The organism is Frankia sp. BMG5.60 (assembly GCF_059428125.1).
Genome location: NZ_CM182091.1, coordinates 6,293,023 through 6,314,828, shown reverse-complemented (window position 1 = coordinate 6,314,828; position 21,806 = coordinate 6,293,023). Strand labels below are relative to the sequence as shown.

Annotated in this window: 12 protein-coding genes; 7 read left to right on the top strand and 5 right to left on the bottom strand. The window is 74.3% G+C overall.

Features of this window, described 5'->3' with window-relative positions; genetic code table 11:
• The first annotated feature begins 325 nt into the window (after nucleotides 1–325).
• A complete protein-coding gene (locus AC5R91_RS25795; protein ID WP_495393879.1) occupies nucleotides 326–1,192 on the top strand; it encodes a Sco1979 family transcriptional regulator in 867 nt (288 codons plus the stop codon).
• 54 nt (nucleotides 1,193–1,246) lie between these two features.
• Here the strand turns inward: AC5R91_RS25795 and AC5R91_RS25790 are convergent, their stop codons facing one another.
• Nucleotides 1,247–3,952, bottom strand: coding sequence for a sensor histidine kinase (locus AC5R91_RS25790; protein WP_495393878.1), 2,706 nt, complete (start codon nucleotides 3,950–3,952; stop codon nucleotides 1,247–1,249).
• Between the two features lie 234 nt (nucleotides 3,953–4,186).
• Between AC5R91_RS25790 and hrpA the strand changes: the two genes are divergently transcribed.
• Entirely contained in the window at nucleotides 4,187–8,632 is a 4,446-nt protein-coding gene (hrpA, locus tag AC5R91_RS25785; protein WP_495393877.1) for an ATP-dependent RNA helicase HrpA, read from the top strand.
• A gap of 150 nt (nucleotides 8,633–8,782) precedes the next feature.
• Here the strand turns inward: hrpA and AC5R91_RS25780 are convergent, their stop codons facing one another.
• Nucleotides 8,783–10,126, bottom strand: a complete 1,344-nt coding sequence (locus tag AC5R91_RS25780) for a CE1 family esterase (protein WP_495393876.1) — start codon at nucleotides 10,124–10,126, stop codon at nucleotides 8,783–8,785.
• A 472-nt stretch (nucleotides 10,127–10,598) separates the two neighbouring features.
• Between AC5R91_RS25780 and AC5R91_RS25775 the strand changes: the two genes are divergently transcribed.
• Nucleotides 10,599–11,444, top strand: coding sequence for an IS5 family transposase (locus AC5R91_RS25775; protein WP_495393875.1), 846 nt, complete (start codon nucleotides 10,599–10,601; stop codon nucleotides 11,442–11,444).
• Nucleotides 11,445–11,521: 77 nt separating this feature from the next.
• Here AC5R91_RS25775 and galK read toward each other — a convergent pair whose 3' ends face one another.
• Nucleotides 11,522–12,793 carry a galactokinase gene (gene galK / locus AC5R91_RS25770; protein WP_495393874.1) on the bottom strand — a complete coding sequence of 424 codons (1,272 nt, stop codon included), beginning with the start codon at nucleotides 12,791–12,793 and terminating at the stop codon, nucleotides 11,522–11,524.
• Nucleotides 12,790–13,923: a UDP-glucose--hexose-1-phosphate uridylyltransferase gene (locus AC5R91_RS25765; RefSeq protein ID WP_495393873.1), complete on the bottom strand. Its 1,134-nt coding sequence runs from the start codon at nucleotides 13,921–13,923 to the stop codon at nucleotides 12,790–12,792. Before AC5R91_RS25765 ends, galK begins: the two co-directional genes overlap by 4 nt.
• 419 nt (nucleotides 13,924–14,342) lie before the next feature.
• On the opposite strand from AC5R91_RS25765, the gene AC5R91_RS25760 reads away from it, so the two are divergent.
• The 4 genes from AC5R91_RS25760 (at nucleotide 14,343) to AC5R91_RS25745 (ending at nucleotide 18,427) form a co-directional block, all read left to right on the top strand.
• The gene (locus tag AC5R91_RS25760) at nucleotides 14,343–15,503 is read left to right on the top strand and encodes an alkaline phosphatase PhoX (protein WP_495393872.1); all 1,161 of its coding nucleotides are present in this window, start codon (nucleotides 14,343–14,345) and stop codon (nucleotides 15,501–15,503) included.
• A gap of 42 nt (nucleotides 15,504–15,545) precedes the next feature.
• Nucleotides 15,546–16,100 carry a redox-sensitive transcriptional activator SoxR gene (gene soxR, locus AC5R91_RS25755; protein ID WP_495393871.1) on the top strand — a complete coding sequence of 185 codons (555 nt, stop codon included), beginning with the start codon at nucleotides 15,546–15,548 and terminating at the stop codon, nucleotides 16,098–16,100.
• Between the two features lie 75 nt (nucleotides 16,101–16,175).
• On the top strand, nucleotides 16,176–16,910 hold the full coding sequence (locus tag AC5R91_RS25750) for an NADPH-dependent FMN reductase (RefSeq protein ID WP_495393870.1): 735 nt from the start codon (nucleotides 16,176–16,178) through the stop codon (nucleotides 16,908–16,910).
• Nucleotides 16,911–17,140: 230 nt separating this feature from the next.
• A complete protein-coding gene (locus AC5R91_RS25745; RefSeq protein ID WP_495393869.1) occupies nucleotides 17,141–18,427 on the top strand; it encodes an ABC transporter substrate-binding protein in 1,287 nt (428 codons plus the stop codon).
• Nucleotides 18,428–18,452: 25 nt separating this feature from the next.
• On the opposite strand, the gene AC5R91_RS25740 is transcribed toward AC5R91_RS25745, so the two are convergent.
• Entirely contained in the window at nucleotides 18,453–21,488 is a 3,036-nt protein-coding gene (locus tag AC5R91_RS25740; protein ID WP_495393868.1) for an ABC transporter permease subunit, read from the bottom strand.
• Between the last annotated feature and the right edge of the window lie 318 nt (nucleotides 21,489–21,806).

Below are 21,806 nucleotides of genomic sequence, written 5' to 3'. Positions count from 1 at the left end.
TCGACGCACCACCCGAACTCCCCACGAACGCGATGATCCCTCTCACCGCCAACGAGATCCGGCACGTCTACGCCCTCACCCACCGCATCAATCACCCCACAGGCCACATCCGCCGATGGTCACACTGGCGCCGCCGCCACCAGGCCCACGCCCGCTACTCCCACTACCAACGGCGCATACACGCAGCTCAGACCCCCTCCATGAGGATCAAGACCACACCACAACCACTGTCGCTGTAGTACTAGCCAAGAGAACCAGCCGCATAACCGCATCCAGAAGATCAGATGTCATACTCTTGCGTTGACCGATGGCGAGGGGGCCGACCGTGACGACAGCTCAGCCGGGAAGTGGGCCGACCGTGCGTCGGATCCTGCTCGGCTCTCAGCTCCGTCGACTTCGCGAGGAGAAGGGCATCAGTCGGGAGACCGCTGGATACCACATCCGCGCCTCCGAGTCGAAGATCAGCCGGATGGAGCTGGGCCGAGTCAGCTTCAAAGAACGAGATGTCGCCGACCTGCTGACCTTCTATCAGGTCACGGACGATGCCGAGCGCGCTCCTTTGCTGGCGCTCGTGCGCGAGGCGAACACCGCCGGCTGGTGGCAGAACTTCAACGACGTTCTCCCCACCTGGTTCCAGCCGTACGTGGGACTTGAGGAGTCCGCCCAACTGATCCGCACCTACGAGCTGCAGTTCATTCCGGGGCTGCTCCAGACCGAAGACTATGCACGAGCCATCATCACTCAAGGTAGTGGCGGGGCACCCGTCGAGGTGATCGAGCGGCGGGTGAGCGTCCGCATCAACCGGCAGAAGTTGCTTTACCGCAAGAACCCCCCGCGACTGTGGGTGGTCATTGACGAGGCGGCGCTGCGCCGGCCGATCGGCGGCCCCAAGGTGATGCGCGCGCAGATCGAGCATCTGATCAACATCACGCCGCTGCAGAACCTCACCCTGCAGGTGATGCCCTTCGCCTTCGGCGGCCACGCGGCCGAGGGCGGCGCGTTCACCATCCTGCGCTTCCCGGAGATGGACCTGCCCGACGTCGTCTACCTGGAGCAGCTCACCGGCTCCACCTACCTGGACAAGCGCGAGGACGTCGACCGGTACATGGAGGTCTACAACCGGCTCAGCGTCGACAGCACGACCCCGGCGTCCACCCCCGACGTCCTGCGGCGCATCGTCAACGAGTACTGAGTCCGCGCCGGCCCGGCCACGCACCTGCCCGGTGCCGGCCGTCGGCGCGGCCGTTCAGCGGCCCTGGGACCCGACGGTGCCGGCGTCGGCGCACGCGGACGGCGGCCAGGCGAGCTCCAGGCTCAGCCACTGATCGTCCAGGTCGACGCCGATCCCCAGCATCGGGGCACCCCCCTCCGGCCCGGCGGCACCGGCATCGTCCGGCCAGGGCGGTGGCACCCGGTCCGGCCAGGGCAGCGCGACGAAGACGCTGCCCCCGGCGGGCGCCCACAGCACCGTGACGATCGCCCGCCCGCCCGAGGCCGCGGCGAGCAGCGCACCGACCCGGTCGGCCAGCGCCGCGCGCACCGGCGCCGGGGCCGAGCGTAGATCGCCGGAGAGCTGGATCTCGACGCTGATCCCCGCGTTCTCGGCGTCGGCGAGCACCGGGTCCAGATCCGCGAGCGCGGACGACGGCCCGCCGCCGGTCAGCATCCGGCGGATCGCCGCGGCCCGCACCGCGCAGCGACTGCGCACGGCCGCCGCCCGCGGGTCGAGCCGGCCGGCGGCGATCCCCGCCAGCAGCGGCAGCGCGTCCGCCTCGACCGAACCCAGCCACTGGACGCGCTCGCGGCGGATCATCAGCGACGCGTCGATGCGCGCGGCGACCTCGGCCTCGGCCGCCAGGGTGCGCGCGGTGGTGTCGGCGGTGGCGCGCAGCAGCGGGCCGAGCATGGCGGTAACGATCTGTACGCTGCACATCCCGTAGATGTTCGAGCTCAACCGGGCGAGCACCAGCGGATTGTCCGGATCCCGCACGAGAACCAAGCCGACCACCAGCAGGATCGTCACCACGAGGGCGGCGATCCACTCCCGGCGAGGCCGGGAGGCGGTGATGAACGCGAGCAGCAGTGGCAGGGCGAGCAGCGGCCAGTCGGCGATCCGCACGATGTCCGGTCCACGGGTGTTCGCCGCGCCGACGACGGTGACGGCAAGGATCACCGCCAGCAGCGCGAGTGATTCGGCGCGCCCCAGCGGCCGGTCCCGAACCCGCCGCAAGGTCTCGGCGATCACCAGCGCGAGGACCACCCACAGCAGCGCCGCGACCGGGCGCTCCCGCACCCAACCGAGCGTCGCGACCAGCGGCGCCAGCATGACGACCAGCCAGAGGCCGGCGACCTGGCCGACAGCACGCCGCTGCCCGGCGGCATAGGCGTCGCCGAGGTCGGTGGCGATCGCGGTGACCCCCCGCCGGTCGGCGGCGACCCCGCCGTCACGACCCGAGGCCGGACCCGCGGCGCGCGCGGGGCCCTCGGCGTCGGGAACTTTGCCCCGGTGACCGGCGAACAGGCCACCCCTCGCCCCGCCACCACCAGCACCACCGGCACCACCGGCACCACCGGCACCACCGGCGAGGATCGGCGTGGTCGTCGGCGTGCGCCACTGGAGCCGCACGGTCGTGCCGCGACCAGGCGCCGAGACGATGTCGACCGTCCCGGCGACGTCGTCGAGCCGGCCGACGATCGAACGGCGCAGGCCGAGCCTGGCCGGGTCGACCCGGGTCGGGTCGAAACCGCGGCCGGCGTCGGACACCTGCACGGTGACGACCCCCGCGCCCCCGTCGAGGCGGACCCGTGCCCGCCGGGTGCCCGCGTGGCGCTCCACGTTCGCCAACGCCTCGCCGACCGCGCCCGCGAACGCGGCACCGACGACGGCGGGCGGCTCGGTTCGGACCGCCCCGCGGGCGGCGGCGCGCAGGTGGCTGTCGAAGGCGACCCGCAGCCGCGGACCGTTGGCGTTGCGGACGACCTCGGCCAGGCGCTCGTCGATGGCCGGCTCGTTGGCCTCGTCCGGATCGAGCAGGCCCTGGACGGCGGCGAGACTCTGCCCGCAGCGCCGACGGGCCAGTGCCACGTCCCGCCCGCCGCCCCAGGCGATCCCGGTCAGCGTGTTGAGGACCGTGTCATGGATGATCCGCTCGCGCTCACGGCGGTCCCGGGCGACCGCGTGGACCACGGCCTCGCCGCGGTGGCGGGCGACGACGTTCGCCCAGCGTCGGTCGGCGGTACGGGCGATCTGGCGCAGCCGGCCGATCGCGAGACCCAGCAGTCCCGGCGCCAGCACCAGAATCGTCGACTCGACGATGACCTGCGGGTTGTGCCCCCATCCCCCGGCCAGGGTGCCCGCACCGAGCAGCAGGACGCTCGGCGCGGCCAGCGCCGGCGGGAAGGCCCAGACGGCGACGACCGCCGCGTTGATCGCGGTCAGGAACACGAAGTTACCGCTGTCCCCGACGGACTGGGGCGGCAGCCAGTGCCCGGCCGTCAGCCCCAGCGCCAGCGCGACCGCGACGCTCGCGGCGGCGAGCGGGCGCCCCACCCCGCGACGCAGGCCCGCCACGCAGAAGAACACGCCCCAGCCGACGCTGAGCAGCACGACCGCCATCGCCGCCGGTTGGCCGGCATACCAGTGCCAGACCAGCAGGTAGGCCAGGGTCAGCAGGACCGCGACGGCACGCAGCGCGACGAGCACCGCGGCCATGATCTGTTCCAGTGCCCGGTAGGCACGCCCCGCCTCGACCGACGCGCGACCCAGCTCCAGCGCGGCGGCGCCGAAGGCGGTGTCGGTGATCCCGTCCCCCGCCGCCGGCGCGCCCGGCGGCGGCGCCCCCCTGCCGCGGCTGCCGGTAGCCTCGGGTTCGAGTTCCTCCGCCGTCCCCACGGTGGAACCAGTGCCGCGCATCACCACTGTGGCTCCGTCATGGTTTGGCGGTTCCGTCATGGCTTGACATCACTTCCGACCCGAAGCCCGTTCCGCCCGGGCGAGCTCGTCGCAGGCTACAGGCCGCACACCCCCTTCCGCTGGCAAGCGACGCCTCCGGCCGCCGGCATCGTGAATTGGGCGTCCGGGCAGGTCGGCGACGCGAGATCGGGGAGTCGGTCGCCGATGGCCGCCCGAGCCGGCGGCCCCGTGCCCGCGGTGCCCTAGGCTTGACCGCGTGTGGAAGGACCGCCAGTGAATCCTCCGCCGTCCGCGGACCCCGCCCGCGTGGACCGGGAACCGGCCCACCGCCACCCGACCGGTCGGGACCGGACCGCCGGCCCCCCAGCAGACCGGGAGCGGGTCGACCCGCAGCGAACCGACCCGCAGCGAGCCGACCGGGAGGGGACGCCGCGGGTCGGTGAGCTGTCCGCCCGGCTGGCGGACCTGGGACCCGGCGACGCCCACCGGCTCGGCCGGCGTCTCGCCGACACCCGGCGCACCCGCGAGCCCGCCGCCCGCCAGCGCGCCCTGCGGGCCATCGCCGCCGATGCCGATCGGGCGGCCGCGCGCGTCGCCCGGCGGCGGGCGAACGTGCCGGTGCTCAGCTACCCCGACATCCTCCCGGTGACGCAGCGCAAGGACGAGATCCTCGCCGCGATCCGCGACCATCAGGTCGTGATCATCGCCGGGGAGACCGGCTCCGGCAAGACCACCCAGCTACCGAAGATCTGCCTGGAGCTCGGCCGCGGGGTCCGCGGGATGATCGGCCACACCCAGCCGCGGCGGATCGCCGCGCGCACCGTCGCCGACCGCATCGCCGAGGAGCTCGGCACCCCCTCGCCGCAGGCCGGCGGGGTCGTCGGCTACCAGACCCGGTTCACCGACCAGGTGCACGACGACACCCTCGTCAAGCTCATGACCGACGGCATCCTGCTGGCCGAGATCTCCTCGGACCGATCGCTGCGCCGCTACGACACGCTGATCATCGACGAGGCCCACGAACGCAGCCTCAACATCGACTTCATTCTCGGCTACCTGCGTTCGCTGCTCCCCCGCCGGCCGGATCTCAAGGTGATCATCACCTCCGCAACGATCGAGACGGCCCGGTTCTCCGCGCACTTCGGGGACGCGCCCGTCATCGAGGTCTCCGGACGCACCTACCCGGTCGAGGTGCGCTACCGCCCGCTGGTGCCGGGCGCCCGCGACGCCGACCCGACCGGCCCGACCGGCCCGACCGCGGCCGAACCGGATGCGCGGCCCGCCGAGGAGTCGGCCGGCGTCCGCGGGGCCGGCCGGGGCCGCGGTGGCAGCGGCCCGGGCGGGCGCCGCGGGCAGCCGGCCGAGCCCGAACGCGACCAGACCCAGGCGATCAGCGACGCCGTCGACGAGCTGTGCGCCGAGGGCCCCGGCGACATCCTGGTGTTCCTCAGCGGGGAACGGGAGATCCGGGACACCGCCGAGGCGCTCGCCCGCGAGCAGCGGCCGAACACGGAGATCGTGCCGCTGTACGCCCGGCTGTCCGCCGGCGAGCAGCACCGGGTCTTCCAGCCGCACACCGGACGGCGGGTGGTGCTGGCGACCAACGTCGCGGAGACCTCGCTGACGGTGCCTGGCATCCGTTATGTCATCGATCCCGGCACCGCGCGCATCTCCCGTTACAGCCATCGGACGAAGGTGCAGCGCCTGCCGATCGAGCCGGTCTCGCAGGCATCCGCGAACCAGCGCAAGGGCCGATGCGGGCGGACCGCGGACGGAATCTGCATCCGGCTGTACAGCGAGGAGGACTTCGCCGGCCGACCCGAGTTCACCGACCCGGAGATCCTGCGGACGAATCTGGCCTCGGTGATCCTGCGGATGGCCGATCTCGGGCTGGGCGACATGGCCACCTTCGGCTTCCTCGACCCGCCCGACCCGCGCCAGATCAGCGACGGGGAGCTGCTACTCACCGAGCTGGGGGCGTTCGACGCGGGCGGCGCCGGCCCAGGCGAGCCCGCCGCAGGGGCGACCGGCACGGGCGGCACCGGCACCGGCGGCACCGGCACGGGCGGCACCGGCGGCACCGGCACGGGCCGGCGGATCACGCCGATCGGTCGGCGCCTCGCGCAGATCCCCGTGGATCCCCGGCTGGCCCGCATGGTGCTCGCCGGCGACGAGCAGGGCTGCCTGCGCGAGGTGCTGGTCATCGCGGCGGCGCTGGCCATCCAGGATCCGCGGGACCGTCCGGTCGAACACCAGCAGGCCGCCGACGAGCGGCACGCCCGGTTCGCGGACCCGACCTCGGACTTCCTCGCCTACCTGAACCTGTGGAACTACCTGCGCGACGCCCGCGGCGAGCTGTCCGCCAACCAGTTTCGGCGGATGTGCCGGACCGAGTTCCTCAACTACCTGCGCATCCGCGAGTGGCAGGACGTCCACGGCCAGCTCGCCGCCGTGGCCCGCGGTCTGGGCCTGAACGCCGACGCCCGCGCCGGCGACCGCGCCCCCCGCGACGACCGTGGCGGCCGGGACAGCGCAGCCGGCAGGGAGAACGCGGCCGGCAGGGACGGCGCAGGCGGCACGGCCGATCCGCGGGCGGTGCACCGGGCGCTGCTGACGGGCCTGCTGTCGCACATCGGCCGGTACGACCCGGAGCGCCGCGAGTACGCCGGGGCCCGCGGCAGCCGGTTCATGCTGTGGCCGGGCTCGGCCATGGCCCGCGGCCGGGCCCGGGCCGACCGCGCCGCCTCGGCGGACGCCGCCGCCGACGGGACCGGCCCGGACGCGCCGCGGCAGCGTCCGTCCGGGCCGCCGGCCTGGGTGATGGCCGCCGAGCTCGTCGAGACGTCGAGGCTGTGGGGCCGCACAGCGGCGCGGATCGACCCGGACTGGATCGAGCCGCTGGCCGGGCATCTCGTGCACCGCAGCTACAGCGAGCCGCGCTGGTCCCGCCGCCAGGGGGCGGTGCTCGCCGACGAGCGGGTGACGCTGTACGGCGTGCCGATCGTCGCCGGCCGCCCGGTGCAGTACAGCCGGATCGACCCGGCGCTGTGCCGGGAGCTATTCATCCGCCACGCCCTGGTCGAGGGCGACTGGCAGACCCGGCACGAGTTCTTCCAGCACAACGCGCGGTTGCTCGCCGACGCCGAGGAGCTGGAGCACCGGGCGCGCCGGCGCGACATCGTCGTCGACGACGAGGTGCTGTTCGGCTTCTACGCCGAGCGGATCCCGGCCGACGTCGTCTCCGTCCGGCACTTCGACGCCTGGTGGCGCAAGGCCAGGCGCGGCTCCCCCGACCTGCTCGACTTTCCCCGTTCGCTGCTCGTCTCCGCGGGCGCGGCGGACGTGCGCGAGACCGACTACCCGGACGTCTGGCGGCTGGGCGAGCTGGCCCTGCCGCTGAGCTACCAGTTCGAACCGGGGGCGGCGGCCGACGGGGTCACCGTGCACATCCCGTTGCCCGTGCTCAACCAGGTGAGCGCCGAGGGCTTCGAGTGGCAGGTCCCGGGGCTGCGCGAGGAGCTGGTGACCGCGCTGATCCGCGGGCTGCCGAAGGTGGTCCGCCGCAGTTTCGTGCCGGCGCCGAACTACGCCCGCGCGGTGCTCACACACCTCACCCCGGGTCAGGCCCCGCTGCTGGTCGCGGTCGAGCACGAGCTGCGCCGGATGGGCGGCCCGGAGATCCCGCGGGACTCCTGGTCGCTGGCCGCCGTCCCGGACCATCTGCGGATCACCTTCCGGGTCGAGGATGCTCGCGGGGCGGTGCTCGCCGAGGGCAAGGACCTCGACGCGATCAAGCAGCGGCTGCGGCCGCGGACCCGGGAGGCCGTCGCCGCCGCGGCGGACGGCGTCGAACGGACCGGGCTGCGGTCCTGGGAAGGCGTCGGCACCCTGCCGAAGGTCGTGGAGCTGCGCCGCGGCGGCCACGTCGTCAAGGCGTTCCCGGCGCTGGTCGATGAGGGGAAGTCCGTCGCGGTCCGGGCCACCGACACCGAGACCGAGCAGCGCCAGGCGATGTGGGCCGGCACCCGCCGGCTCGTGCTGCTCGGCGTCGCCTCGCCGATCCGCGGCCTCAACGGGCGGCTGTCCAACGCGGCGAAGCTCGCCCTGAGCCACAACCCGCACCGGGACGCCGCCGACCTGCTCGACGACTGCGTGCGGGCCGCCGCCGACCGTCTCATCACCGCTGCCGGCGGTCCGGCCTGGGACGAGGCGGGCTTCACCGCGCTGCTCGCCGCGGTGCGCGCCGGCCTGCCCGAGGCGTCGTTCGCGGTCGTCCGCGAGGTCCAGCAGGTCCTCGCGCTCGCGCACACCGTCGACCTGGCGCTGCGGGACCTGCGCGCTCCGGCGCTGGCCGCCTCGGTCACCGACGCCCGCGGGCAGCTCGACGCGTTGATCTACCGCGGTTTCGTCACCGACACCGGCGCGGACCGGCTCGCCGACCTCGCCCGCTACCTCACCGCCCTGGAGCGCCGGCTGGAACGGCTGCCCCGCGACCCCGGTCGGGACCGGATCAACACCGCGACCGTGGGGCGGGCGTGGGAGGCCTACCGGGAGCTGCTCGCGACGGTGCCCGCCGGCCGGGAGCCGGGCGAGGAGATCCGCCGCATCCGCTGGATGCTCGAGGAGCTGCGGGTGAGCCTGTTCGCCCAGAACCTGCGCACCCCGTACCCCGTCTCCGAGGAACGGGTCTACCGCGCCATCGACACCCTCCTCGGCTGACGGCCTCCCGTCCCGCGCGCCTGGCCGGCCGGCCAGGCGTCCTCGTCGAGATCATCACCGGCCACGCGGTGACCCGCGGACCACGGCCGTCCATCGAACGCCCCTGGGGCTGGCGGAGGTGATCGGCGCGGGGACGCCGGGCCGACCGGGTTACGGCCTGTCCCCCTGGGCGGCAGGAGCGGAAGGAGCATCCGCGGCGACGCTGGCGCCCAGGGCGGTGGGAGCGTTCAGGGCAGCGGGAGCGTTCAGGGCAGCGGGGGCATCCGGGATGACCGGAGTGTCGAGGGAGGCGGGGGCGGAGAAGTCCCACAGGGCGCCGACGGCCCACCACGGCCAGGCATGGCCGCCGTCCCACAGGATGTGTTGCAACTCGGAGTCGGGCGCGAAGCGGGCGGCCTCCGCCTCGCCGTCGGGGAGGTTCATCTTCAGGTAGTCCGACCAGCCGCCGCGCCATGGCACGGTCCTGTCCGCGGTGCCGTGGATGTGCAGCATCCGGACGGGGACGGTCGGGCAGGACACCAGCGCCTGCCCGCCGACCATGCCGACCGCGGCGACGAGGTCGGGGGCCTCGCAGGCGACCCGGGCGGCGAGCATCGCGCCGTTGGAGAAGCCCCACACGTACACCCGGCTGCGGTCCACCGGGGTGTGGCGGGCGGCGTCGTCGACGACCTGGCGCAGGTAGCCGACATCGTCGGTGGTGGCCTGGCCGCAGCAGTCGCCGGCGTTCCATGCCTCGCGGACGCCGACCCCGTAGGCGACGGCGAAGCCCTGGGCGTCGGCGAACGGATCCGCTCCCGACATCTCCCGCACGTTCTCGGGGCTGTTGAGCAGGCCGTGCAGAAGGATCACCAGCGGGCGGGCAGTGCCGCGGAACGTGGGCGAGAGCCGGACGTCGGTGTGCAGTTCGTAGGTCCGCCCGGAGGCCAGGCGATGCACCGTGTCCGCGGACGGTGCTGCCGGGCCGGATGCGGCCGGGGACGGCGCGCCCGGGGACAGCGCGGCCGGGGACAGCGCGGCCAGGGACGGAGCCGCGGAAGCGGATGGCCCGGCCGAGGTCGCCGCACCCAAGGCTGCGGCCAGACCGGCGACCGCGGGCGAACCCGCGGCAGCGGGCACGCCGGTGCCGCCAGGCGAGCCGGCGCCGGCGGGCGAGAGGCCGCCGGAGGGCGAGACGCTCCCTGCGGGCGAGACGGAGGCGACGGCCGGGAGCCGGGGCGAGGCCGCGGGGCTGGACGCGGTGGGAGCCGTGGGCGCGGCAGGTGCGGCGGCTATCGAGGACGGGCCGGTGAGGTGGGCAGCGCCGGCCGAGGACCCTGCGGCGGCCGCCGGGGCCGAGGTGACCGACGCGGCGGTGGCCGACGCGGATGACGACGGCGACAACGCCGCGAGGATGAGGGTGGCCAGGCCGACGGCGACGACGCCGACGATCCCGACCCCGCGCCGCAGCCGTCCCCGCCGGGACAGCCCGACCCGCGCCCAACGCAGCACGGACACCGTCCTCTCAACTCCTCGTCTCCGCCCGGTCAGAGCGGTCATGCTAACCCGCTTCCGGTCAAGAACTCCTATACCGGGCTAGCACAGCACAGCCACGGGCGATTCGGCCGAACTCGGACGGCTTGCGCACCCGCCCGGGTGCGCCCGACCGTGCCGCGACCGCCCGGGCGCGGGCACCCGCCCGCACCGGACCTGTGCATGGCCGCGGCGTCATCTGTGTCGTTCTGGGGGGACGAATCGGACGCTGAACCCTCCAGAAGGACCCGGGTGGGTGTTCTCTCCCATGCCTGCGCCGCCGACGCACCAGCCGTCGCCCGTTCCGCGACCCGCCTCAGAGAGTGTTGGGTAACTGAGGATGTTCGAAGTGTGATGGTGCTGGTGGGGTGGCGTGTCGTGGGGTGTCCGCGAGGATCTTCCGGTCACGATCGGACCGGTGTGTGTCTGTTCGTGTAAGGCTGCCTACGACACGTCGTTGACGGACGGGCAGTGGGCGGTGATCGGACCGTTGTTGCCTGTGCGGGACCCGCGCCGCGGCGGTGCCCCGGTGAAGTACGACCGACGCCTGGTGATCGACTCGATCCTGTACGTGCTGGGAACGGGTTGTTCGTGGCGGCGGATGCCGCATGACCTGGCGCCGTGGGACGTGGCCTACCGGTGGTTTCGGGACTGGACCGCGGACGGGACGTGGGCGCGGGTCCACGACACCCTGCGCGACCGGGTCCGTCTGGCCGACGGGCGGGATCCGCAGCCGTCGGCTGCGGTGCTGGACTCGCAGTCGGTGAAGTCCGCCGAGGGCGGTGAGGCGATCGGCTACGACGCGGGCAAGCGGGTACGCGGCCGTAAACGCCACCTGCTGGTCGACACCTGCGGGCTGCTGCTGACGATGGTCGTGCACTCCGCGTCGGTGCAGGACCGGGCCGGTGCCCGCCGGGTACTGACCGGTCTGCACCAGCTGTTCCCGCAGGTCGGGTTGGTGTGGGTGGACGGCGGCTACGTGAACGTCGTCGATGCCTCTCTGGTGGCCTGGGCGGCCGAGCAGGAGAACATCGAGATCGTCGCTGTTCCGCGTAACGCCGACGTGCGAGGGTTTCAGGTGCTGCCCCGCCGGTGGGTGGTGGAACGAACGTTCGGCTGGTTAGGCAGGTGCAGACGCTTGGCACGCGACTACGAACGTAAGACTGCGCACGCCGAAGCCATGATCCAGGTTGCGATGATCCGGCTCATGGCGGCCCGGCTCGCCGGTGAGGACGTCGAGCCCCACGGTCCCATCGAGACCGAAGCCGCTCGACGCCTCACCGAAGACCTCACCAACGAGTAGCCACCCGGATACCCAACACTCTCTCAGTCACACCGCCAGACGTCACGGATGGGAAGCGGACTTCTCTGGGCGTTGCGCTAGCGCAGCGCCGTGACCGATGTGCCGGCTACCGCCGAGCAAATATGTAGCACGGCTTCCCGGCCGGTGCGGGCGGAATAGGCGGGTTTGAACGCCGCCGTGAACGCGTCCAGCCGAGCACGGTCCACGAGGGCCACCGCACAGCCCGCGAACCCGCCTCCGGTCATCCGGGCACCGAAGCAGCCCGGGGCGTCGTCCGCCGCGGCCACGGCCGCATCAAGCTCCGGCCCCGACACCTCGAAGTCGTCCCGGATGCCCCGATGGCCGGCCAGCAGCAGCCGGCCGGCCGCCTCGGCGTCCCCGCGGGCCAGTGCCCCGGCGACCGCGTCGACCCGCGCGTTCTCGGCGATGACGAAGCGGGCACGGCGCAGCGCCACCGGGTCGAGGCGGCCGGCGGCGTCCGCCGGCAGGGCCTCGAGGTCGCGCAGCGCCGGCACGCCCAGCGCCCGCGCGGCGCGCTCACATTCGGCGCGCCGGTCGGCGTAGGCGCTCGTGACGAGCTCCCGCCGCGAGCCGGTGTCGATGACGACGACGGCGAGCCCGGCCGGCAGCGGCACCGGTGTGACGGTCAGCGTCCGACAGTCGATGCGCAGGGCGTGCCCGGCGATCCCCCCGACGCAGGCGAGCTGGTCGAGCAGGCCGGTGGCGGCGCCGACCCAGGCGTTCTCCGCCCGCTGGGCGAGCCTGGCGAGCTCCGTCGGCGCCGGCACGGAACCGGCGAGGTGGGTGCAGGCCACGGCGACGGCGAGTTCCAGGGCGGCCGAGGAGGACAGGCCGGCGCCGAGCGGGATGTCGCTGGCGAGCGCGCCCTGCCACGGCACCAGGCCGGCCCCGGCGAGCTGGCCGGCCCCGGCGAGCTGGACCGCCACGCCCTGCACGTACCGGGCCCAGCCGGTCGCGCGGGCCGGCGGCGGGGTGTCCGCGGCGGGCGGCGGCAGCCCGACGACGGCGGGCGTCGGGTCCTGTTCGGATACCAGCCGAAGATGCGCGCCGGTGGCGGTACCCGCGGCGGGGACGTGGTCGGTGCGGCGCAGGGCGATGCAGAGCTCGCGGTCGATCGCCACCGGCAGGCACAGGCCGTCGTTGTAGTCGGTGTGCTCGCCGATGAGGTTGACCCGGGCCGGTGAGCGCACCAGCAGGGTCGGTTCGCGGCCGTAGGCCGCCACGAACGCCCGCACCGCCCGTACCGCCGCCGGTACCGCCCGTTCGCCCGGGCCGCCCGCCGAACCCGGGCTGCCCGCCGAACCCGGGCTGCCCGGGGGCGGCGTCACGACGGCCGGATTCGCAGCGGCGCGGCCGGGACCGCCTCGAGGCCGCCGGGCAGGGTCGCCTCCCCGTCCCAGGTGTCCGCCATGACCGCGCGCAGCCGGCCCGCGGCATCCTCGGGGGTGAGATCGCGCGCGGGCTCCGCGAGCATCTCGTAGCCCACGAGATGCTTGCGGATCGTCGGCGAGCGCAGCAGCGGCGGATAGAAGTGGGCGTGTAGCTGCCAGACCCCCTCGGGGGGGCGCCGCGAACCGGTCGCCCGGCCCGTGGCCCCCGCCGGATGCGGACCCGGGGCGCCGTGCCAGCCCATCGAGAACGGGAACGGGTGATCGAACAGGGCGTCGTAGCCGGCGAGCAGGCGGCCCAGCACGTCGGCCAGGCTGTCCCGTTGGGCGCGGTCGAGCTCGGCGAGCCGTTGCACGGGTCGGCGGGGCAGCAGCAGCGTCTCGAAGGGCCACACCGCCCAGAACGGCACGACGACGAGCCAGTCGGAGTCGTCGAGGACGATCCGCTCCGCGGCGCGTGTCTCGGTGCGGATGTAGTCGAGCAGCAGGGAGCTGCCCGACCGGGCGAAGTGCTCCCGCTGGTGGGTGTCCTCGGCGGCGGCCTCGTCGGGCAGGGCGTCGCAGGCCCAGATCTGCCCGTGCGGATGTGGGTTGGAGGCGCCCATCGCGGTGCCGCGGTTTTCGAAGACCTGCACCCAGCGCCACTGCTCGGACAGCTCGGCCTCCTGCGCCGCCCACGTGTCGACGACCGCGCGGACCTCGAAGGAGGACATGTCGACCAGCCCGCGGCCGTGGTGCGGGCCGAAACAGACGACCCGGCAGGTCCCGTGCGCGGGGGCGCTGCGCAGCAGGCCGCCCGGCTCGGCGCCGGGCGGCGCGGGATCGCTCCCGGCGGGTCGCAGCGCCGGGAAGTCGTTGGTGAACACGTACGTGCCCCGGTAGTCGGGGTTGCGAGCGCCGCCCGCGCGCTCGTTGCCGGGGCACAGATGGCAGGCGGCGTCGTACGCGACGGCGGGAGGCGTCGCCGCCGTCTCCCGACCGCCGTGCCAGGGGCGCCGAACCCGCCCCGGCGAGACCAGAACCCAGCGGCCCGTCAGTGGATTGAACCGCCGATGCGTGGTGTCGTCCATCGATTCGACAGCCTGCCACGGCCGCGGCCGGACCAGCCCCGTCCGGACCACCCCGGAAGATCCACCGGCGGCCGCGGCGGCAGGCGATCCTCACCGCCCGGTTACCTGACGCGACGCTCCGATGACCCTAAGGTCAGAGGGGTGACACCGCCGCGGTGCGGCCGCGACAACCCGCACGTGCGGCGATCCGGACGGGCGACGACCGGGGCCGCCGGTGCGTCGCGGCCGCCCGATGCATGCAACGCGCATCACACGGCGGACCGCGGACGCGCAGCACACGGCGGACGCACAGCACACGGCGGACCCACCACACGGCAGACCCACCACGCGACGGACCAGCACACGGCGGATCAGCACACGGCGGATCAGACGGGCGGGGACGGTCGACAGCCGACCGGCCCGGAAGGGACGGGCAGGGCATGGATCGACGGACGCTGCTGCGCTCGGCGGTGGCGGCGCTGGGCACCGCCGCGTTCTCCGGGGCTACCTGGCATGCGGCCCTGGCCGCCACCGCCCGGCCGGGACTGGGGCCCTACGGGCCACTACGCCCACCGGACCACTCCGGGGTGGCACTTCCCGCCGGTTTCACCAGCCGGATCGTCGCCCGCTCGCACCTGCTCGTCGGCGCGACCGAGTACGTGTGGCACGACGCGCCGGACGGCGCAGCCTGCTTCCCCGGGCCCGGCGGCGGCTGGACCTACGTGTCGAACTCCGAGGTGATCCTGCACGGCGGCGCCTCGGCGCTGCGGTTCCGGGCGGACGGCTCGATCGCCTCGGCGGGGCGCATCCTCGGCGGCACCACCGCCAACTGCGCAGGCGGGGCCACCCCGTGGGGGACGTGGCTGTCGTGCGAGGAGTTCTTCTCCGGCCGGGTGTACGAGGCATGGCCGGACGGGTCGCGCAAGGCCGTGGCGCGCCCCGCCCTGGGCCGTTTCACCCACGAGGCGGCGGCCTGCGACCCCGACCGCCGGGTGATCTACCTGACCGAGGACCGCAAGGACGGCTGCTTCTACCGGTTCCGCCCGGACCGCTGGGGCGATCTGTCCGCGGGCCGGCTGGAGGTGCTGGTCGCCGATTCGCACGCCGAGTCCGGGCCGGTGCGCTGGGAGCAGGTGCGCGATCCGGACGGCTTCCCCCGGGCGACCCGCCGGCAGGTCCGCGAGGCCCGCCGGTTCAACGGCGGCGAGGGCTGCTGGTACGCCCACGGCGTCTGCTACCTGACCACCAAGGGAGACGACCGGGTGTGGGCGTACCGGGTGGACGCCGGGCGGATCGACCTGCTCTACGACCGGGCAAGCCTGCCCGACCCGCCGCCGCTCACCGGGGTGGACAACGTCGTCGGCGCGCGCTCGGGCGACCTGTACGTGGCCGAGGACCACTCCCGTCCCGCCCTGGTGCTCATCACCCCGGACGGCGTGGTCGCGCCCTTCCTCCGGCTTCCGGAACACGACCGGTCCGAGATCACCGGCCCGGCGTTCAGCCCGGACGGGAGCCGGCTGTACTTCTCCTCCCAGCGCGGGGTGACCGGGCGCAACCGCGGCGGCATCACGTTCGAGGTGACCGGCCCCTTCCGCCGGTAAAGCTGAACCTGACTTCAGCTCCAGGGACGTAGGATCGCGGGCATGCTCCCCACCGACCTGCTGACTGTAGGTGAGCTGTCGCAGCGCAGCGGATTCGCGCCCTCGGCGCTGCGCTTCTACGAGCGGCAGGGACTGATCGCCGCCACCCGCACCGCCGGCGGCCAGCGCCGGTACGAACGGCACGTGCTGCGCCGGCTGGCGTTCATCCGCGCGGCCACCGCGATGGGCCTCAGCCTCGACGAGGTGGCGCAGGCGCTGGCGTCGCTGCCGGATGCCCGCACCCCGACGAAGGCGGACTGGTCGGCCATCTCGCGGCGCTGGCGCACCCGGCTGGACGAGGAGATCGCGGCCCTGGAGGCCCTGCGCGACGGGCTCGACTCGTGCATCGGCTGCGGCTGCCTGTCGCTGCGCCGCTGCCGGATCTCCAACCCCGCCGACCGGATCGGCGCCCTCGGCCCGGGGGCCCGGGCGCTGCCCGCGTCGCTGCGTGGCGCCGGGCGGATGCATCACGGCGGCCACCGCCCGCAGCCCGCCCCCGACCGCGCCGGCCCGTGTCCGAGCGGACCCGCCGCCACCGAGTCGGGGTCGGTCGGATAGACAGACGTGACGGCGGGTGGCGCGGCGGTCCGCGACCGCGCCAAGGCGAGCCGAAGCAGGGTCTGAGGAGGGGTTGTGGGGGACACATACGGTGCGTTCCGGTCGAACGCCGGCTCCACGGAGCAGGTCGATGGCCTCGGCCAATGGACTGGCGGCGATCCGATCTCCTCGCTGCCCAGCCGGGTCGGCCACCGACCCGTCGAGGCGCCGCCCACCGGGCCCGGCCCGGTTCGCGTCCGTCGCCGCCGGCCGATGATCGTCGGGATCGGCGGCACCACCAGACCCAACTCCACCACCCACCGGGCCCTGACGACGGTGCTCGCGACGATGGCCCAGGCCGGCGCCGAGACGGTGCACTTCGGCTCCGCCGAGCTGGACCTGCCGATGTACGCCCCCGAACGCCCGGAGCGCTCCGCCGCGGCCCTGCGCCTACTCGCCGCCGTGGAGCAGGCCGACGCCGTCGTGATCGCCACCCCCGGTTACCACGGCGGGATGTCCGGCCTCGTCAAGAACGCGCTGGACTACCTGGAGGACCTGCGCGGTGCGCCGCGGCCGTACCTCGACGGGCGGGCGGTCGGTCTCATCGTCTGCGCCCAGGGCAACCAGGCGGCCGGAACGACGCTGAGCGCGCTGCGCTCGTCCGTGCACGCCCTGCGCGGCTGGCCGACCCCGCTGGGCGTGACCTTCAACACCGAGCAGCCTCTCTTCGACGCCCACGGCCGACTCGTCGACGCGGCCGCCGCGGCGAAGCTCGAGACGCTCGCCGATCAGATCATGGGATTCACCTATGCCTGGTCCCAGGTGATCTGAACCGCCCCGCCGCAACGCCGCCCACCGCAACGCCGCCCCGCCACCCCGCACCCTGCCCACCGCCCCTCCCGGTGGCACTCTCCCGTCCCGGTACTGTTCCGCACCGCGACGATCCCGCCACGATTCACCCTGACGTTTCCGCCCAGACGGGACGGGTCTACCGTGGCTGGCCCCGGCGGCGGAGCGCGGGTGCCCGGCCCGACCGGGTGGGCGGATGACGAGGAGACGACGTGCGACGACGGTACGGGCTGCGTGGACTCGCCCGGACAGGTCTGGCCCGGGCTGGTCTGGCTGCCGCACTCGCGGCGGCGCTCGCCGGGTGCGGCGGTGGGTCGGATGCCGGGTCGGGCAGCGCCGCGGCGTCCGATCCCGCCGCGAAGGGATCACCCGTCAAGCTGATGATCATCGCGCCGACGGGCACCGCCGGGACGAACTATCCCGAGATGGTGGCGTCCGCCCGCGCCGCCGTCCGCGGGGTCAACGCCCGCGGCGGCATCGGCGGGCACCCCGTCGAGCTCGTCCACTGCAACGAGCGCAACGACGCCGCCACCGCGAAGAAGTGCGCCCAGCAGGCCGTCGATGAGGGCGTCCTCGCCGTCGTCAGCGAGGTCAGCGGCACCGGCGGGATCATGCCGATCCTGCAGAACGCGGGTATCCCGTCGATCGGGTCGGCCGGCATCTCCGCCGACGGCTCCGAGCTCAGCTCCCCCGTCAGCTACGTCATCAGCCCGCTGACGCTCTACCCGGCGGTCTGCCCGGCGCTGCTGGTGAAGGCGGGCGCGAGCCACCTCGGCCTGGTCGGCTACGACCTCAGCGCCAGCGACCGGCTGATCGTCATGGCCGAGGGCGGCGCGAAGGCCGTCAACCATCCGATCAACCCGAAGATCCGCATCCCGATCACGACGAGCGACTTCACCCCGGCGATCTCCCAGTTGTCCCGCTCCGGCGCCGACGGCGCCGTGCTGGTCGTGTTCGACCAGGCCGCCTACGCGGTGATCTCCAAGGCGGGCCAGCAGATCCGTACCTGCCACGCGGCGGGCACCCTGTCGCCGACGTACCTGGCCACGCTCGGCCCGGCGGCGGACAAGCTCGTCGTCGCCACCGCCTTCCCGGAACTCAGCCAGGCCGCCGAGTTCCCCGAGGTCGCGCGGATGGTCGCCGAACTGGACGCGGAGCAGTCCGCCGGGGACGCCGACGCCGCACCCGCCCTGCGCACCACGACGACCACCACCGGGGCGTGGCTGTCCGTACAGATCGCCGAGAAGGTCGGCAACCAGGTGTCCGGACCGCTGACGTCGAAGAACCTGCTCGCCCAGCTCAACCGGACCAGGAAGCTGGACCTGGGCGGCATCGTCCCGCCGCTGGACCTCACCGCGACCACCCCGATCCCCGGCGCGGAGCGGATCTTCAACACCACCCTGCGGGGTGCCCGCTGGGACAGCGCCTCGAAGTCGTTCGTCCCCCTCGGCCCCGAGACCTACAACGGCCTGGACATCCTGCGCCGCGCCGCCTCCTGACCCGCCGTCCGCGGCTCAGGGGCCGTCAGGGCAGGGGGAGGTAGGCCGGTTGGCGGGCCGGCTCGTCGGCGTCGCCGAGGTAGGCCGCCCGCACGCGCGGGTCGGCGGCCACCTGCGCCGGCGTTCCCTCGGCGATGAGCGCGCCGGCGTCGAGCACGACCACCCGGTCGCAGACGCTCATGATGACGTCCATGTCGTGCTCGTTGAGCAGGATGCCGAGCCCCCAGTCATCGGCGAGGCGGCGCAGCAGGGCGGCGACCTCGGCGCTTTCGGACTCGTCCAGGCCGGCGCACGGCTCGTCGAGCAGCAGCACGGCCGGCCCGGCCGCGACGGCGCGGGCGATGGCCAGCAGCCGGCGGCGGCCGTAGGGCAGGTCGGAGACGGTGCGCAGCAGGTCCTCGCGCAGCCCGAAGGCGTCGACGGCGGCGATCGCCGCGGCGGGCAGCGGCCGGGACCGCGGGAACACCAGATCGGTGAGGTACGCGCGGGCGTCGCGGCGGTCGCTGGCCGCCTGGATGTTCTCCAGCACGGTGAGGTCGTCGAACAGCTCCAGGTTCTGGAACGACCGGCTGATGCCCGCGCGGGCCCGCCGGTGCGCGGGCAGCCGGTCGAGGCGGACCTCGCCGAGCGTCATCGAGGTGACCGCCGCCGAGGTGTAGCCGGTGATCGCGTCGATGACCGTCGTCTTGCCCGCGCCGTTCGGGCCGATCATCCCGACCACCTGGCCGGGAACGACCCGCAGGTCGACGGCGCGCACCGCGCGCACCGCGCCGAAGCTGACCGTCAGCCCCCACACCGACAGCGTCGCCGGCTCGACCGCGCCCGACGGCGGGCCCTGGCCGGGAGCCGCGCGCAGCGCCTGGTCCAGCCGGGCGGCATCGGCGCGGCGACGGCGGTCGGCCGCGCCGGGTAGGCAGCGGTCGCGGAGCAGGCGGGCGGTGCGGGCGTTCTCGGGCGCCATCCCGCCGCCGGAGCGGGAGAGCACGACGACGAGGACGATGCCGCCGATCAGCGGCACGTACCGGTCCAGCTCGGCCAGCCAGTCACGCACCGCGCCCCCGAAGACGGCGGCGAGCACGGCCGCGGCCGCCGCGACGAGCCAGGGCAGCCGGCGCCGCGCCGCCGCGCCGAGCCCGCCGCCGGTGCGCCGATCGCCGGCCACCGCGGCGCCGGCGGCGAGGCCGAGCAGGCCGGCGATCGCCGCGACGACGACCCGCAGCAGCGCGCCGAGCCGGCCGAGCCACTCCCCGACCGAGCCGCCGATACGGGTCGCCAGCGCGCCGGCGGCCATCGTCGCGCCCGCGAACGAGCCGCTCACCCAGCCGACCCCGCCGACAACGGCGTAGGCGATGAGCAGGATCGAGGAGAACGGCGCGAACGTCCCGTCGCCGTAGTCGATGTTGCCGCGCTCACCGTAGACGTAGAAGGCGTAGAGCACCCCGCCGAACCCGGCGATGGCCGCGGACAGCGCGAACGCGTACAGCTTGGCGGCCACGACGCTGATGCCCAGCGCCGCGGCGGCCCGCTCGTTGGTCCGCACCGCGATGAGCCGCCGGCCGGCCCGGCCGCGGCGCAGGTTCGCCACCGCGAGCGCGACCAGGACGAAGGCGAGCACGGACACGGTCGCGAAGCCGCGCGGATCAGTCACCTTGTCCAGTGGGACGCCGAGGAAACGCTGGCGTCCCACCACTGTCCCCTCGGGCGAGGCGAGGTCACCGAACAGCGAGCCGAGCGCCCCCGCCCCCGGGGGTGGCGGGGAGTGGTAGCCCCGCTGGAACAGCAGGGCGTCGACGGCCGCGCCGAGACCGAGGGTCACCACCGCGAGCTGCAACCCCCGGGTGCGCAGCGCGGGCAACGCGAACAGCAGTCCGACGACGGCGGTGCCGGCCACCCCGACGGCCATCGCCGCCTCCAACGGCCAGCCGCGGGTCGCCACCAGCCGCCCGGCGATCAGCGCCGCGATCCCGGAGAAGGCGAGCTGGGCCAGGGAGAGCTGCCCGGTGAACCCGACAAGCACCACGACGGACAGGATGATCAAAGCCCACAGCGCGTTGGCGTCAAGGGCGTCGACCCAGTCGCGGGGCAGCAACCAGACCGCCGCCAGCATCGCCGCGACGGCCACGGCGAGGGCGCGCGGATGGACCCGGCCGCTGCCGAGCACCGGGTGGCGCTCGGCGAGGTGACCCCGCTCGGGCAGGCCCCGGCCGCGCACGGCCAGGTAGAAGACGATGACGGCCAGCGGCACCGCCCGGTCGACCCCGCGCCACCAGGGATGGTGCGCGACGAACTCGTACTGCGCCTCCACCTCGATGACGCCGAGGACGAGGCCGCCGAGCAGCACCCCGGGGAAGGACTGGAACCGCGCCACCAGCGCCACCGCCAGCGCCGGCACGATGAGCAGCAGCAGGTTCGTCGCGGACAGCGGATTCTGCAACGGGGCGAGCAGGACGCCACCGAGCCCGGCGAGCGCGCCGCCGGCGCCCCACGCGCCGGCGGCGATCGCGTCGACGGACCAGCCGAAGGTGGCGGCGGCCCGCGGGTTCTCGGTGGCCGCCGTCGCGGCGAGCCCCACCGTCGTGAACCGGAAGACCGCCCACGCCGCCGCGATGAGCACGACGACGGCGGCGAGCCGGACGAACACGTCCACACCGATGGACTCGCCGAACAGCTCGACCGTGCCGGTGGGCAGCACCGTCGGGGAGGTGCGCACCGCGCCGGCGAACATCAGCGTCAGCGACGACTGGAGAATGATCAGCAGGCCGAGGGTCGCCATCAGCCGCAGCAGCGCCGTCGCCTCCCGCAGCGGGCGCATGACCAGCAACTGGAACCCGACGCCGATACCGGCCGTCGACGCGACGGCGAGCACCGCGGCCAGGACCAGCGGGAGCCCCCACGGGCCGCGCAGGCCGTGGAAGGCGTAGGCGGCCCACGCCACCAGCGCGCCCTGGGCCATGTTGAGCACCCCGGCCCCGCGGGCGATCACCACCACGCCCGCGGCGACCAGCGCGTACAACGCGCCCGTCCCGAGGCTGAGCAGCGCGAAGCCCATGACGTCGTTCACGGTCCACCCTGCTCCGGGCGCCACACACCGGCGCGCCCTGCTTCATCCCCCCAGCGGTCCCCCACGGCGGCCACCGGCCCGCCCCGGCGCGACGAGCGGCTCCCGCCCATCGCGCCACGGACCTCGCGCGCCGGAACCATTGATCACGGCGACCGACGCAGACGGTACGGCGGGCGCGACCGGCGTGACAAGCAAACCATCCACAACAGCCATGGCGACCCACGTCGCGATCATTGGTTGGCGGTGGCAGCCACCGCGACCCACGGGAATCCCGGCGGCGGACCAAGTCGGGTGATCGTGGTCTTACGGGCGGACACC